Raw genomic sequence first — 15,001 nt, 5'->3', positions numbered from 1 at the left:
GGATCGCTGCGCGCGAATGCCGCCGATGCGGTACCGCCGCAGCTGACCGTCGCGGTGATCGGCGACGGCCGCACCGGCGTCTGGGCCTCGCTGCGCGCAGGCGCGGGCGGCCGCAATCTCGAACACGAGCTCGGCACCAAGATCGTCTGGCAACCCGGATTTACGGCGTCGCTTCCGGTGATGGAGGCGATCAAGGCCGGCTCCGTCGACTTCACCTTCGCAACCGCGACCGCGGTCGTGAACGCCGTTCCGGCGCGCGTTCCGATCGTGCCGCTCGCAGCCTATCCGCTGCCGGTCGACGAGGTCGATTTCCTGGTGCAGGCCAATTCGTCGATCAAGACCGCGGCCGATCTGAAAGGCAAGAAGATCGCCCATCAGAACGGCACGACGGGCACCTACAGCCTGATCAAATATCTGGACACCGCTGGCCTGCGATTATCTGACGTCGCAGCCGTCAGCCTGAGCGGAGCAGATGCGTTCACGGCATTTGCGCAAGGCAGCATCGACGGCTGGATTCACTGGCAACCGGCTACCGCGCTGGCGCTGACGAAGCTCGGTGGCAAGGCCCGCCTCCTCCCTGATGTAAAGACCTATGACTACGCGTTCTACGTCGCGCGCAGTGACGTCGCGGTGAAGTATCCGCAGCTCTTCGCCAAATTCGTGAAGATCATCCGGGAGACCCAGGCCTATATCTTCGCGCATCCGGCCGAGTCGGTCGCGCTCTGGGCCTCGCAAGGCGGCTTTCCGCCGAACGGAACCGAGCAGGCCGTCTACGAAAAGCTTGTGCGCGATGCCAGGCTGTCCGAGTCGACTGCGGTCGCGCTGAAGCCGATCGATGAGGCGGCGGCAGCGTCGACCCAGGATCTCGCCGACAACTTCCACGCGCTCGGCGTGCTCCCGAACAAGGTCGACGTCCGATCTTTCCTGCTCGGCACGCAGTTCGATGCTGCAAAGAAGGCCGTCGCGCTGGAGCTCGGCGCATAGGCCCGCGCCTGAACCAACAACAGAGAGATCATCATGAACGCTCCAGCCGGCGAAACGGTGTCGATCACCTCCGCTACGATCGGCCAGTTCGGCCGCTATTGGCTCAGCGCGGGTAAGAACCATTTCATCTCGGACCAGCGTGTGGCCGTCGGCGGCCCGGGCGAGGCGATCAACGCCGGCGAATTGCTGCTGTCGTCACTCGGCAGCTGCTCGCTCGGCCTGATCCAGAAGACGGCGAAAGAACGAGGGATTGTTCTGCGTGAGGCGGGATCCGAAGTGTCGTTCCGGCGTCACGCTACAGATCCGACGCAGTACGAATGGATTCGTATCGCCGTGCGCCTGTCTGGCGTGACGGCAGGCGAGGCTGAGACGCTGGTCGCCGGCTTCACCGCCAACTGCCCGATCTACAACACGCTGAAGCGTGGCGGCCCCGTCGAGATTTCTTGGACTGTGAGCTGACCCGATGCCTGACAAGAAACTGCACCTTGCCGCCTTTGTCTCCGCGGGCCCCGTCTCCGGCAGCCATGCCGGATGGCGGCATCCGGAGGCGGATGGCGACCTGCTGTCCGCCGCCTACTACCAGAATATCGGCCGGCTGCTGGAGCAGGGGCGGTTTGATCTCTTGTTCATTGCGGACATCCTCGCGATTCCGGACACGCTAGGCGGTAGCCTGGACAGCCAGCTTCGCTACGGCGCCTTGGGTGCGCTGCGGCTCGATCCGCTGGTGGTGCTCTCGATCATCGCCGGTGCGACGAAGCATCTCGGTCTCGGCGCGACCATATCGACGACTTACGCCCAGCCCTACGTACTTGCGCGGGCGCTCGCGACGCTCGACCATCTCAGCGGCGGCCGCGCCGCCGGACATCGTCACCTCATTCCAGGAAGCCGAGGCGCGCAACTTTGGCCTGACCGAGCAGCTTTCGCGCGAAGAGCGCTATGAGCGGGCCGACGAGTTTATCGAGGTCGTGACCAAGCTGTGGAATTCGTGGGAGGATGGTGCGCTGATCCGGGATCGCCAGACGCCGCTGTTTGCTGACCCCGCGTGGGTGCATCGGATCGATCATTCCGGCAAATGGTTCAACGTACAAGGCCCGCTCAATGTTAGCCGGCCGCCGCAAGGGCGCCCGGTCTTCATCCAGGCCGGCGCTTCGGATCGCGGCCGCGATTTCGCGGCGCGGTGGGCCGAGATCATCTTCGTGACGCCGGGCCTGATGGACGTCGCGGTCGAACGTGACCCCGATACGATCAAGGTGTTGCCGGGCATTGTTCCGGTGATTGGCGACACGGAGAAGGAGGCCAAGGCGCTGCACGACCAACTCCACGAATTGTCGCATCCAGAGTCTGGTCTCTCGACACTATCCTATCATCTGGGCGTCGACCTCTCTCGCTTCCCCCAAGATCAGGTCTTGCCCGAGAATCTCGACGTTCCCGGGGTCGAAGGGCACTACCGCGAGGTCTCCGAACTGACGCGACGCTCGGGCTTGAGCCTAGCGGAACTGGGACAGCGCTACGGCGCCGGGAGAACCACCAGCGGATTTGCCGGCACGCCCGGTTCGGTCGCCGATCGGATGCAGGAGTGGTTCGAGGCCGGCGCCTGCGACGGCTTCATGTTGCAGGTTCCGTACCCTCCTGGGCGGTTTGGAGGAGTTGGTCCACGGCCTCGTGCCGGAGCTGCAACGTCGGGGCCTCTTCCGCACAGAGTACGACGGGGCGACCCTGCGCGATTCGCTCGGCTTGGCCCGGCCGCCAGGTTGAACGTTAATCTTCAAACAGCTTGGCATGCTTGGCGGTTTGGGTGTTTCGCGTCGGGAAGTCCGAGCCAACTGAACGATCACATCGGACGTGTCAGGAGTTTGGCGCGAATAGCTACTCCAGTGGGACCCCGACAAGGAGTTCGATAGAAAACGACGATGCCCCTCCAAGCTCAGAATCGATTAGCAATTTCAATCACATAAGGTTCATAATTTTGTGCTGAGTGGCGCGCCGCTCAGAAGTGCCTGCAAACACTAGTTTTGCTTTTTGTTTTCTACCATGTGGGCCCTACGCGGCCAGCTTCGGGATCTCCCGTTCAATCAATTGCAGAAATCGGATGGTGGGTGCCCGCGCGACCACTGTTTCTTGCGCAACTAGCGACGGTACCTCGGAACGGGTGCCATTCACGCTCTGGTTCCCATTCCGCAGGGATCGGGTGTTGCGCCTCCCCGCAACCACCGATGCTTGCGATAGCAAACCATCTAGAGCCCCGGCCTCCGAAAGGAAGTCGGGGTTTTTCTTGCCTGCCGCAAAGCGCAGGATCGCGGCTAGGTCCCCGCGCAATATGATCGCTAGCTGTTCGCCATTGGGGACGAGTGTCACCCGATCGACCAACGTGCGGCAAACCTCCGCCGCTTCGGCTCTCTCGCCTTCGCTTTGCAGGTTCTCATACAGGGCGGCCACGCGGTGACGGTAGATCCCCGCCATATTCGGGTGGAGGAGGGGCGGCGGGTCCTCCGCGTTCGCGAGCAGGTCGACCAACTCGGCCTTTCGTGCTTCCAGAGCGCCAATCTTGTCCTTCAACTTCGCTCCCGGCACGCCCTCAAGGATGCCGCAAAGTCGATCGTACAAAAAATATTTTCGTGATGAACAGTCCGGACCGCCATTTGCGTGATCGCGACGTCGCACACAGCTCCGCCCTCTTTTCATCTCTGCGGCTCTGGGGGTCCCAAAAGAGCCGCGGCCTTGCAGCGAACCGAAGATTCGGCTATATATCCAGATATACTATGGAGGCGATCAGTGAGCAAGAGTGCACAGAGAAGGGCGATCGAAAATTACCGATCCCGGCTGACGAAGCGTGGCATTGTGCGGTTCGAACTCCAGGCCCTTGAGGCCGACCGCGACCTCATCAGAGTACTTGCGCGCAAGCTGAGCGAGGAAGGGCCGGAAGCTGGTAATCTCCGGCGCACGGTTCAACGGGCCGTTTCTGGCGAGCCGCCCAAGCCCGGTGGCATCCTGAACGCGTTGCGGCGCTCGCCACTCGTCGGCGCCGATCTCGACGTGACGCGCCCACGTGAAGAAGGGCGCAAGGTCGACCTGTGACACGCTATCTTCTCGACACCAACATCATCAGCAATGTCGTCAAGCCGCAGCCATCGGAATCGCTCCTGGCTTGGATGGCGGCACAGCGCGACGACCATTTGTTCATCACCTCGCTTACCCTCGCCGAAATCCATCGTGGCATCCTGGAGAAGCCGAACGGCAAACGACGAGCAGCGCTCGACGCCTGGTTCTCAGGTCCGGAGGGGCCCCAGGCTTTGTTCGCGGGCCGCATCCTGCCGTTCGACGAGAAGGCGGGCCTCATCTGGGCGGGATTGATGGCGGAAGGGAAAGCCGCCGGCCGGCCACGCAACGGGCTTGATATGATCATCGCGGCCGTCGCCGGTTCGAACGACTGCGTCGTGGTAACGGACAACGAGAAAGATTTTGCCGGGGTCCGGGTCATCAATCCGATCCGTGGATCGATGTGACGCCGCGGCAAATTGGAGAGCGTTGAGGTCGATCGGGCGCTGTTCGTGCGATATAACCGCCGGCTAACGAGTTACTATCTCCGCGCGCTGAAAAAGGAAGAAGCAAGAGAGCGCCTCCCAAATAAACTTGGTTTCGATAAAATCGAGCACTTGGTAATTTGCCGCCTCCCGATGATCACCACCATAATATCCTACAATAGGATAAACACCTTGTCGGAGGTGAAGCGCCGTGCCGGCGCTAATAGCGAAGATTAGATTAGCCTCGCGCCGTTCGATGTCGCGGGCTGGCGGCCGCCGCCAGGTCGGCACCGGAAGGTCATAGGGCGATAAGGGGGAGATGACGCCAAGCGAATCATTCAAGCTTGTACGATAGAGGGGGCTGGCGATCCTGCCCCAGCGGGGCTATTGCCGAGCGATGCAACCTGAGGGGCAGCGGCTGGAGCTTGAGTCTCCGCGGCGAGAGCTTTTGGTCCAGAGGATTTGGGCGGATATCCCGCCAACGCTAATCATAGTCTTTAGATCGAATTAGGGCATAAATGGATATCCACTTCTTTCTACCTCAAGGTCCGCATCCCACGGAGATGGAAGGCTTGGCCGAGATGCGCCGCGTTCTTCCGCGGCAGTGGATGGGATTTGCGAATTTCGTGATGCGACAGCGCGGTCGGCGTGGCCAGGACCGCGAAATTGATGCCGTCATCATAGCGGCCGATCGGATCATCCTGGTCGATCTGAAGCACATCCGCGGTCGGATCGACAACCGTGGCGGCTTTTGGCACCGAGGCGCCGATAATCTAGGTCGTTCGCCCGCGCATGAAATTCGCGATAACGCGAAGATCCTCGCTGATCTCATTAGATCCGAGGTGCATAAGATTCCGGCCGCGCCGCCAGTGGAAAGCGTCGTCGTCCTCACTCATCCGGATTGCGATCCGAGTGGGTTGGATAAGGTCGAACTCGACAGGACCGTAAAGCTGGCGGACTTCCTGAAGATTTCCCGCGAGCAAGACTTTCGACGCCTGTTCACGACCCACTCACGGTTTGGAGCCTCAAACCCGCTGTGCACAGGGCAACTTGGTGCGCTACTCCAGGGGTTCTTCCAAAATGGAAAGCTGTTCGAGCCCCGGAAGACGCGATTTTACGGCTTCATTCCGGTCGGTGATTCGGAATTCAAGCACCCCCTTTTCGAGGAATTCTCCTGTCATCAACCTGAAGATCCGAACTATACGGGGCTGCTTAGGTTGTGGGATTTTACCGTCGAGAGCGAATTCCTCGTCGAAGAAGCGCGGCGTCCGTGGCGGAGCGCGAGCGGGCCGTGCTCGGACACATCCGTGTGCAGGACCCGGCCCTGTACGAAAACTACGTGCTGAGGTCGATCCACTTCGATTCCGAGTACACTCTGAGGTACTCGGAGATCTTCGACCGCCTGCCGGATCTCGAAAGGCTCAACAGATTCCAGGGTCCTCTCCAGGATCTGACGTTCGAGCGACGTGTCGAATTGGCGCGGTTGTTCCTCGACCGGATAGCGAGCCTTCACCGTATTCGGGTTGCTCATCGCGACCTTGACCGACATTCGGTTTGGATCAACGAGCGCCGAAGCAAGGTCGTTCTTTCCGGGTTTGGTGCCGCACATTTCCCGGAACGAACGTCGATCGGTGGAACGCGCTCGAAACTTCTTGCAAGCGGGTTCAGGGTACCCGAGGACGTGGGCAAGAGCTCGAGCGGAACGCCATTTCAGCAGGATGTGTTCCTGGCTGGCGCGCTTGTCTGGACGCTGCTGTCAGGAGAGCGTCTGCAGTCCATGGATCGCGTTCCGCTCTGGACGTCCGGGACCATGAAGGGTCTGGATATTCCAGACGCGTTCAGGGGCTGGTTCGATCGTTGTTTGAAGACCGAAGCGCGTGAGCGCTTTGACAACGGCGTCGAAGCGGCCGACGCGTTCGCCGAACTTGTGCGCAAGACCGAGAAGGCTTCTCTAGCAGTCTGCTGAAGAACCCCCTCGCCACGGAGGGGGCTTGATGATTCACTTTATCATCTCGAATCGGCGGGGGCGATCATGCGCGGCAGGTTTACGGATCAGGGCGGCCTGTTTTCGTACATCGCGCCGGATAAGCGTGTGCCAGCGAACCATCCGCTGCGGAAGGTCCGGGAACTTGTCCGGGATGTTTTGAGTGATTTGAACCGCAGCCTTGGGAGGCTCTACGCCAGCCAGGGACGTCCTTCGATCCCTCCGGAGCAATTGCTGAGCGCCTTGCTGCTGCAGGTGTTCTACGGCATCCGCTCGGAACGCCAGTTGATGGAGCAACTGGACTACAACCTTTTGTACCGCTGGTTCGTGGGACTGTCGCCGGACGATCCGGTCTGGGACCCGACCAGCTTCACCAAGAACCGGGAGCGGCTGCAGAACGGCGATGTGTTCACGAAGTTCATGACCAGGCTTCTGAACCATCCGCAGGTCAGGACGCTGCTGTCGGACGAGCATTTTTCGGTGGATGGAACGCTGATCGAAGCCTGGGCTTCACAGAAGAGCTTTCGCCCCAAGGACGGCAGTGGCGACGATGATGACGGCGCCAACTTCCACGGCCAGAAGCGCAAGAACGACACCCATGCGAGTACCAGCGACCCGGACAGCAGGCTTTATCGCAAGGCGGTCGGACGGGAGGCCAAGCTTTGCTATATGGGCCACGCCACCATGGAGAACCGGCATGGGCTGGCGGTGGCAGGCAAGGTCACGCATGCCAATGGCACCGCCGAACGCCGGGCTTCGGAGACCATGCTGAAGGCGAGACGCAAAGCCGCAGGCCGCCGTATCACGGCTGGTGAGGACAAGGCGTACGATACCGCCGATCATGTTGCCAATCTTCGTGCCATCGGCGTGACGCCGCATGTGACACAGAACCAGGCCGTCACCAAAACCGGCAAGACCCGCAACAGCGCCATCGACGAACGAACCACGCGGCATCCGGGGTACGGCATGTCGCAATCGCGCCGGGCGATGGTCGAGTGCATCTTCGGATGGGGCAAGCAGCACGGCACCATGCGCAAGACCAAACATCGTGGCATCGCTCGCGTCGCCGCCGACTTCCTGCTCAATCTGATCGCCTATAACCTGATCCGCATTCCCAAACTGCTTGCCGCTTAGCCGCCCGCGTCAGGGCACACCAACACCAGGCTGGAAAACTACCTCCAACTTCGCCGCGTCGCCCCAACAACGACCCGCGAGAATACAAAACTCTCCATTTCAAGGTTTTTCAGCAGACTGCTAGAGAAGCAATTGGACGCCTATCGCCGCGATGTCGACCCGATTTCGGACTACGAGCCTACCGACTGGATCAGCAAAAAGCCGTATCGAATCTACAAGGCCAGTAGGAACGATGATCATCTCTTCGTCAAGAGCTGGCCGGAGCGTGTCCTGGGCGAACGTCGCAAATCCGCGGTTCGCCTGATCGAATTCTTCGCCAAGGCCGATGCCCTGCGGCGCGTGGACGCGAAATGGCTGCCCAGAATCGATGTCGCGTGTCTCTGTACCGATGGTCTCCTGCTCGTGCAGGAATGGGTCGAAGGTGAGCGTCTTTCCGAAAGCAAAACCTCCGACTGGACGCCGGATGCTCTTCGCCGCTTCGTAGCGGCGCTTATCGATGCAGTGGACGAACTTCACCAGCTCGACTTGGTCCATGGCGACCTCTCGCCGAGAAACATTATGGTGGGTTTCGACGGCGACCTGCCGCGTCCGATCCTTGTGGATGCCGTCGACTTCACGACCGACGAAGAAGGAAAGCGCACACCGGCCTACTGTCCGCCAGACGACAATGATCTGCGGACGCGCGACCGCTTTGCGGTCGGACAAATAGCCACCGAACTCGCTGAAGTTTGTAGCGACGAGGAGACAAGGGCGCTCTTCGCCCTGGGCGTCTCGAAATGTGCCGAGGGGGCCGCTCCCTGGCTGACCCTAAAGCATCTCAAAGAGACGATCGCGTTCCGCCGGCGTCGGCCCCCCAACGCAAGGCTCGAGCTCGAGATCGAGATGCAGCGGGTCGGGTTTGAGGGGGCCATGCTATCGGACAATGGCGTTTTTCACGTCATAAAGCCGAAGAAGGCTCCGAACACGATCGAGATCTTCGGATTCGATCAGAGAGTGACCGTCGACTTCGATCCTGCCGATTCGAAGCCGATTGAAGCGGTCGCGACCAAGATCGACATGAGGCAGGCAGCCTGGGCGCAGGGGCATCGCATATTCTCGTTCGAGGGTTCTGTCACCGTCCGCCGGACGCGAGCGACCAGGTTCGCCGGATTTGACGAACTGCCGGCTCTAATAGTTGCGCACTTGAGTTCCGTCTCCGTCTCAAGGGACGACGTTTCCAAGGACGACGTCGCGAGTTCCAAAACCGCCGACGCGGTGACGAGCGCGACTATGCCTGAGCGACCGCCTCACCGCGGGTTTCCGGTCACGCAGTTCTGGCAGGGCACTATCTTGGCCGAAGAGGAGATTAGTCCGGAAGTCACGCTTGCCTCGGAGCCGAGGTACGACGCGGAGGAGCGTACCTTGTACCTCGTCGCGGAGGATAATGTTCCGGACGTTGATCCGAGCGATGGGCAGGCAGTCGGCGTCCAGTGCAATGGTTACAAGCTGGGCGATCTGGACACCGAACGGACCCAGGGAACGACAGTAGTCGTCAGAAACGTTCGTAGTGCGCGCGGTCTGCATAAGGGGGACGTGCTGAAGATCCCGGACGACCTCGTCAGCTTTCAACGGCGTTCACGCGCCGTCTCGCGAATTCTCGACGGTAAGTCGACCATCCCCAATCTGATACGGTACTTCGATCCCAATAGCGACATGACCCCGCAGGCGTTCGGTCCCGAGGTTCGCGACGAAGACCTGACGCAGTATGGGCTCAACCCCGACCAGAACGAAGCGTTCAAGCACCTCTGGAAGCACGGTCCGCTCGGGTTGCTTCAAGGACCGCCCGGAACCGGCAAGACGACGTTCATTGCCGCCTTCGTTCATTTCGCTCTGACGCAATCGAGATTGAACAACGTCCTCGTTCTGTCCCAATCGCACGAGGCGGTAAATAACGCCGCCGAAAAGATCCTGCAGGTCGCCTCTAAGTTCGGTGGCAACATTAACCTTCTGCGCGTGGGTCAGCACGCGAAGATATCTCCGATGCTGCACAAATTCCACGCGCGAGCGATCCAGGACCGCTATCGCGAGCTATTCCGTGCTGCCGTGAAAGAACGGGTGGTGCCGCCGGCGAACCGTCTTGGGCTCGATAGGGATTACATAGAAGAATCGATCGAGGTCGAAAACACGCTGGGGTCGCTGATGCGCCAAATCGAATTCTGCGAGCAGGACATTGCGACATCTCGCGATCAGGACACTGTGGCGGCGGCGCGGGAGAGGATCGAACAACTGTGGGAAGCCTGGGCGGACGCGGCGGCCGAGCATTCGGTCTCCGTCAGCGGTGATCCGCGTGGGGCTCTCGAGGAGGTTCGCGCCAATGTGGCCGAACGGCACTCGGTACACGATCCGGACGCGCGACGGAGACTTCTGCGAATCCACGGCCTGGCGATGGAATGGGGTGCGACGCTTGGAATGCGGGGGAGGAGCCTCGAGGAGCTATTCGCCAGGAGCAGGAATCTCATCAGCGGAACATGCGTCGGCATCGGGCGGCAGGGCATCCAGATCAACAAGAACGTGTTCGACCTGGTTATCATCGACGAGGCGGCGCGCTGTACGCCTGGCGAGCTCGCTGTCGGAATGCAGTCGGGACGTCGCGTCCTTCTGGTAGGTGACCACAAGCAGCTTCCGCCGCTCTACGGTCATGAACTCATAGAAGCGTTGGGCGAACGCCTCAATCTCACCTCCAAGAGGGATCTCCGGCGAAGCGACTTCGAGCGGGCGTTTCACTCGGCATATGGCTCAGCGGTCGCCCGTAGTTTGAAGACACAGTACCGGATGGCTCCGAAGATCGGGAAGCTGGTGGCCAAAACGTTCTATCCCGGTCAGGATCTCGCGACCGAGCGGGGAGCGCCGCCTGACTACTACCGGTTTCTGCCACGCCCGCTGGATGATGAAATCGTCTGGATAGACACCGGCTACTCCAAGTCGACGAGCAAGGAGAGCGGGACTGGCAAAAGCTTCGTGAACAGGCGAGAAGCGACCACCATCATTTCGTGCTTGAAGACGATCGCAGGGCGCCCCGAGTTTCTGGAAGCCGCGAAGAGCGACTTGAAGGAGGATGAGCCGCTCATCGGGGTAATTTGCATGTACGCGCCGCAGGTCGGTCTGGTGGAGGAAATGCTGATTACTTCCGGCCTTGCGCCCGAATTCAGAAAGCTGGTGAAGGTCGGAACTGTCGACAGCTATCAGGGAAAGGAAAACCGGATCATCATCCTCTCGTTGGTGCGAAGCAATCCCGAACGCGACATGGGATTTATCCGCGCCGCGAACCGAGTGAACGTCGCGCTTTCCCGGGCGATGGAGCGTCTCGTGATCGTCGGATCCGTCCGTATGTTCGACAGGCATGGCAACTCCCTAACCTCCGTTGTCCGTGAACTGAAGGCCGCCAATCGAATCATGTCGATCGGAAAGGAAGGGCAATGACGTCGAGCATTCCTAATCACTTGGACATCGACGTCGCCACTTTCGCGGTCCGTTGCCAAAAATTCAGGATCGCGGCGCTCGTCATGAAACGGACGTCAATACCGCTTGCGACCGAATATGCCACGCGACTGGTGCATCTGATTCCGGGCATCCGGTTGGACGACATGCTTGCATTCTTCGACTTCGACCCGTCGGAGTCCAAGATCCTGCTTCAGGACGTCTTGAGCACGGGACTTGTGGAAGAGCGCAACGGACAGCTTCACCTGTCTCAGCGAGGCTGGAAGGCGCTCTCGCCCGACTCGGACAGGTTGGACCTTTTCGAGGTAGAGGAAATCAACGCAACGGTTGCCTTTGATCTTGCCGCTCTCACTCCAGTGGAAGAGAGCTCTCTCAACGCGCGAGAGGCCAAGGTGATCGAGGAGCTCAAGCTCCCAAACCGTGAGAAGGCAGCGGCCGCCGGTGCCGAAGCCGCCGAGGCGTTCGACCTTCACTTTCAGGAGTGGCGCAGCACGCAAGCCAGACGCCGCTGGCTCGACGAGGATGCGCGTCTGACTTCGATCGAGGATATTCAGCCCGTCGCTGCCACGACGGCGATCTTCCAGATACCGGTCCGTTGGCGGCCGGCGGATGAAGCCAGCGCCTCGCCCGACTTCTCAGAGCTCTCTAACCGAGGCCGGCCGGGTTCTAGAGGCCCCCTAATTTCGGCAATCAGCGAGCAGATGAAGTCCGTCGTAGCTCCCTCGGACCACCAGCTTGCCTTCGAGGCGGTGGATCGGATCGATGGAGGAATCATGCGGCGCGGGGGAGTGAGGTCCTCACTCGAGCGACAACAGTGGGTCAGTGCTGCCGCCTCTACTGACGGACAGGTATTGAAGGGTGCCGGAGCGCCTGGACTTCGTCTCGTCGGGTCCGTAGCGTCCGATAGGCTACGTTCAGCTCTGCTCGATTGGACGCAGGCGACGGCGGAGGGATCGTCGACCATGCGCACGCCGGTCTTTTGGCTCCCGCCTACGGTCTCGTCGTGGGGACGAAACATCCCATTCGTGAACCTCGCTCGGGATCTCTCAAAAGCCAATCAAATCGATGACGGCACCGTGCTGCTTGCTAGGTCCGGAAACGCTTACGACAGGAAGGGGTGGAGCAAACTCTACGGTCAAGCCAATCGACAACCTGCGCTGTTCGACCGCTGCCTGGCGGTACCAGCCAGTGAGCTTCCCTTCGCTCTCGAAGTCATCCTGAAGCCCGGAAGCTGGGTGGCGGTCTTGGTCCATGCGCCAGATCTCGCTTCCAGCTACCCGTTTCCGTTCGGGTATATAACGGCCGATCCGAAGATCGTCGACAATTACAAGCGGAGCATAGCGGAGCTGGCCGCCAAAGCTGAGGGCACCGGAGCGGTTCTCTGGACGAAGCCCGATGAAGACGCTCACCGCGCACTCAGCTCGATCGACGCCGCCCTCGACATCAATGTTGCCGATGCAGACTGACGACTTGTGATGGCTCTCGGTGCTGAAGGGTTGAGCGTGCCCGCGTAAGACGTTCAGCAAACCGTCATCGGTCGGCGACAACACCGTCGTGGATGTGACAGCACTTGTAGGTTCCACATTCGGGTCGTGATTTACCGACTATGGGATTTGGCCAGTTCGCTATGGCCCGCTCGGACGGATTCGAGTTGGGAGAGCCCCCTGGTTCAGGTCACGTCTCATCGCTTCTTCGAGAAGGTCGAATGGTCGTGCACGTCGCCATCGAGTCCAAGGCGGCAGAACAAGCGGTATCCAAGGTTGAGGTGAATCTCTTCGCACAAGCGCTGCTGCTCGCCATCCTCGCCGAGATCGCCGGCAGCGCCCTCGTGCTGAACGAACTGGCCGAGACCCGGGCCATGTTGCTCTCTTCCCTCTTTCCGGCCATTTCCGTCACGCGCTTCGATGCGGCCCAAATCGACGATCACCTCGATCCCGCCGTCGTCCCAAGTGTCGTGCTGATGAACCCGCCGTTCTCGGCGATGGCGAACGTTTCCGGCCGCATGGCCGACACGGCCTATCGTCACATCGCCTCGGCCCTGGCGCGCCTCGCCGATGGCGGCCGGCTGGTCACGATCACCGGCGCAAACGTCTCACCCGAGGCCTCGGCTTGGCGCGACGCCTTCGCCCGTCTGCAGGAGTGCGGGCGCGTGGTGTTCACCGCTGCGATCGACGGCGCGGTTTATGCCAAGCACGGCACCAGCATTGAGACGCGCCTGACGATCATCGATAAGGCGCCGGCCGATGACCCGCACGCATTCCCGTCGTCGCCGGGAATAGCGCCCGACGTCGCGACGCTGCTCCGCTGGATCGGCGAGCACGTTCCACCTCGCCTGACCGTCGCATCGACTGGCGCGCTTTCCACGCCAGCCTCGCCGGCGCCTCGCACCGTGCGCGGCTATCTCGCAGGGGCCGCCGCACGGTCGGCCAAGGCGTTGGTCACCGATCCCGAAGCCCTCGACCTTGCTTATGAGACCATCGACTGGACGCCGCCCGAGGGCGCGCATCTCAGCGACGCCATCTACGAGGAATACCGCCTTCAGTCGATCCGGATTGCCGGCGCGCAGGCGCACCCGACCAAGCTGGTGCAGTCATCCGCGATGGCCTCGGTCGCGCCGCCGAAGCCTAGCTATCGGCCGCGCCTGCCGGCGAACCTCGTCAGCGACAGCATCTTGTCTGACGCCCAGCTCGAGACGATGATCTATGCCGGCGAGGCGCATGGCGATTGTCTTGCTGGCGCCTGGACGGTGGACGAGACCTTCGACCTCGTCACGGCCGCCCGCGACGATGCGCCCAACGCCGTCCGCTTCCGCCGAGGCTTCATGCTCGGTGATGGGACCGGCGCCGGCAAGGGTCGCCAGTCCGCCGGCATCATTCTCGACAATTGGCTGAAGGGCCGGCGCAAAGCGGTCTGGATCTCGAAGTCGGACAAGCTGCTCGAGGACGCACAGCGCGACTGGTCGGCGCTCGGCATGGAGCGGCTACTGGTCTCGCCGCTCTCGCGCTTCCCTCAAGGGCGCGAGATCCGGTTGGCCGAAGGCGTCCTATTTTTAACCTACGCTACGCTGCGGTCCGACGATCGCGGCGAGAAGCTTTCGCGCGTCCGGCAGATTGTTCAATGGTTGGGCTCCGACTTCGACAGAGTCATTATTTTCGACGAGAGCCATGCCATGCAGAATGCCGGTGGCGGCAAAGGCGAGCGGGGCGATGTCGCCCCCTCGCAGCGGGGCCGCGCGGGCTTGCGCCTGCAGCACGCGCTCCCGAACGCTCGCGTCGTCTATGTCTCGGCGACGGGCGCGACCGCCGTGCACAATCTCGCCTACGCCCAGCGGCTCGGGCTCTGGGGCGGCGACGACTTCCCGTTCGCCACCCGCGCCGAATTCGTGGAGGCGATCGAGGAAGGCGGCGTCGCGGCGATGGAGGTGCTCTCCCGCGATCTTCGCTCACTCGGTCTCTACACCGCCCGCTCGCTTTCCTACGACGGCGTCGAATACGAGCTCGTCGAGCACCAGCTCACCGACGAGCAGCGGCGCATCTACGACGCCTACGCCGGCGCGTTCAGCGTCATCCACAATCACCTCGACGCGGCGCTGCAGGCCGCCAACATCACCGGGGAGACCGGCACGCTCAATCGCCAGGCGAAGTCGGCCGCGCGCTCGGCCTTCCAGTCCGCCAAGCAGCGTTTCTTCGGCCATTTGCTCACCAGCACGAAGACGCCGACCCTGGTCCGCTCCATCGAGCGGGACCTGGCCGACGGCCATGCCGCGGTCATCCAGATCGTGTCGACCGGCGAGGCGCTGATGGAACGGCGGCTCGCCGAGATTCCACCTGAGGAATGGAACGACGTCCGCGTGGACATCACGCCGCGTGAGTACGTGTAATGTCGATATCGGCATTACACG

General features: G+C 61.5%; 12 protein-coding genes and 2 pseudogenes. 12 read left to right on the top strand and 2 right to left on the bottom strand.

Annotated features, from left to right (window positions below):
* From H8B02_RS35925 to H8B02_RS35915, 4 genes are all read left to right on the top strand, one after another.
* On the top strand, window positions 1–984 hold a 984-nt coding region (locus H8B02_RS35925; protein ID WP_229170563.1), incomplete at its 5' end, for an ABC transporter substrate-binding protein.
* Between the two features lie 33 nt (window positions 985–1,017).
* A complete protein-coding gene (locus tag H8B02_RS35920; RefSeq protein WP_229170562.1) occupies window positions 1,018–1,443 on the top strand; it encodes an OsmC family protein in 426 nt (141 codons plus the stop codon).
* 4 nt (window positions 1,444–1,447) lie between these two features.
* Window positions 1,448–1,924 (top strand): LLM class flavin-dependent oxidoreductase, encoded by a 477-nt coding sequence (locus H8B02_RS48225; RefSeq protein WP_274617723.1) that lies wholly within the window; start codon window positions 1,448–1,450, stop codon window positions 1,922–1,924.
* Entirely contained in the window at window positions 1,821–2,885 is a 1,065-nt protein-coding gene (locus tag H8B02_RS35915) for an NtaA/DmoA family FMN-dependent monooxygenase (RefSeq protein ID WP_312001500.1), read from the top strand. Before H8B02_RS48225 ends, H8B02_RS35915 begins: the two co-directional genes overlap by 104 nt.
* Before the next feature lie 139 nt (window positions 2,886–3,024).
* On the opposite strand, the gene H8B02_RS35910 is transcribed toward H8B02_RS35915, so the two are convergent.
* A complete protein-coding gene (locus H8B02_RS35910) occupies window positions 3,025–3,540 on the bottom strand; it encodes a hypothetical protein (RefSeq protein ID WP_229170561.1) in 516 nt (171 codons plus the stop codon).
* A 216-nt stretch (window positions 3,541–3,756) separates the two neighbouring features.
* Here H8B02_RS35910 and H8B02_RS35905 point away from each other — a divergent pair, with 216 nt between their 5' ends.
* The 7 genes from H8B02_RS35905 (at window position 3,757) to H8B02_RS35875 (ending at window position 12,566) form a co-directional block, all read left to right on the top strand.
* Window positions 3,757–4,059, top strand: coding sequence for a hypothetical protein (locus H8B02_RS35905; protein WP_229170560.1), 303 nt, complete (start codon window positions 3,757–3,759; stop codon window positions 4,057–4,059).
* On the top strand, window positions 4,056–4,487 hold the full coding sequence (locus H8B02_RS35900; RefSeq protein ID WP_229170559.1) for a type II toxin-antitoxin system VapC family toxin: 432 nt from the start codon (window positions 4,056–4,058) through the stop codon (window positions 4,485–4,487). Before H8B02_RS35905 ends, H8B02_RS35900 begins: the two co-directional genes overlap by 4 nt.
* A gap of 599 nt (window positions 4,488–5,086) precedes the next feature.
* On the top strand, window positions 5,087–5,851 hold the full coding sequence (locus tag H8B02_RS35895; protein WP_229170564.1) for a nuclease-related domain-containing protein: 765 nt from the start codon (window positions 5,087–5,089) through the stop codon (window positions 5,849–5,851).
* Window positions 5,797–6,471, top strand: a complete 675-nt coding sequence (locus tag H8B02_RS35890; RefSeq protein WP_229170558.1) for a serine/threonine-protein kinase — start codon at window positions 5,797–5,799, stop codon at window positions 6,469–6,471. Before H8B02_RS35895 ends, H8B02_RS35890 begins: the two co-directional genes overlap by 55 nt.
* A gap of 66 nt (window positions 6,472–6,537) precedes the next feature.
* The gene (locus H8B02_RS35885; protein ID WP_229170557.1) at window positions 6,538–7,623 is read left to right on the top strand and encodes an IS5 family transposase; all 1,086 of its coding nucleotides are present in this window, start codon (window positions 6,538–6,540) and stop codon (window positions 7,621–7,623) included.
* 132 nt (window positions 7,624–7,755) lie between these two features.
* A complete protein-coding gene (locus H8B02_RS35880) occupies window positions 7,756–11,082 on the top strand; it encodes an AAA domain-containing protein (protein ID WP_229170556.1) in 3,327 nt (1,108 codons plus the stop codon).
* Window positions 11,079–12,566 carry a hypothetical protein gene (locus H8B02_RS35875; RefSeq protein ID WP_229170555.1) on the top strand — a complete coding sequence of 496 codons (1,488 nt, stop codon included), beginning with the start codon at window positions 11,079–11,081 and terminating at the stop codon, window positions 12,564–12,566. The genes H8B02_RS35880 and H8B02_RS35875 overlap by 4 nt, the downstream gene beginning before the upstream one ends.
* Before the next feature lie 218 nt (window positions 12,567–12,784).
* On the opposite strand, the pseudogene H8B02_RS35870 reads toward H8B02_RS35875, so the two are convergent.
* A pseudogene (locus H8B02_RS35870) lies at window positions 12,785–12,892 on the bottom strand (transposase); the annotation flags it as partial.
* On the opposite strand from H8B02_RS35870, the pseudogene H8B02_RS35865 reads away from it, so the two are divergent.
* A pseudogene (locus H8B02_RS35865) lies at window positions 12,890–14,977 on the top strand (strawberry notch-like NTP hydrolase domain-containing protein); the annotation flags it as partial. The pseudogenes H8B02_RS35870 and H8B02_RS35865 overlap by 3 nt on opposite strands.
* Between the last annotated feature and the right edge of the window lie 24 nt (window positions 14,978–15,001).

The sequence above is a fragment of the Bradyrhizobium altum genome (genome assembly GCF_020889705.1).
Lineage (GTDB): Bacteria > Pseudomonadota > Alphaproteobacteria > Rhizobiales > Xanthobacteraceae > Bradyrhizobium > Bradyrhizobium altum.
The sequence above is the reverse complement of the archived record's forward strand: the minus strand, read 5'-3'. Positions and strand labels throughout refer to the sequence as shown.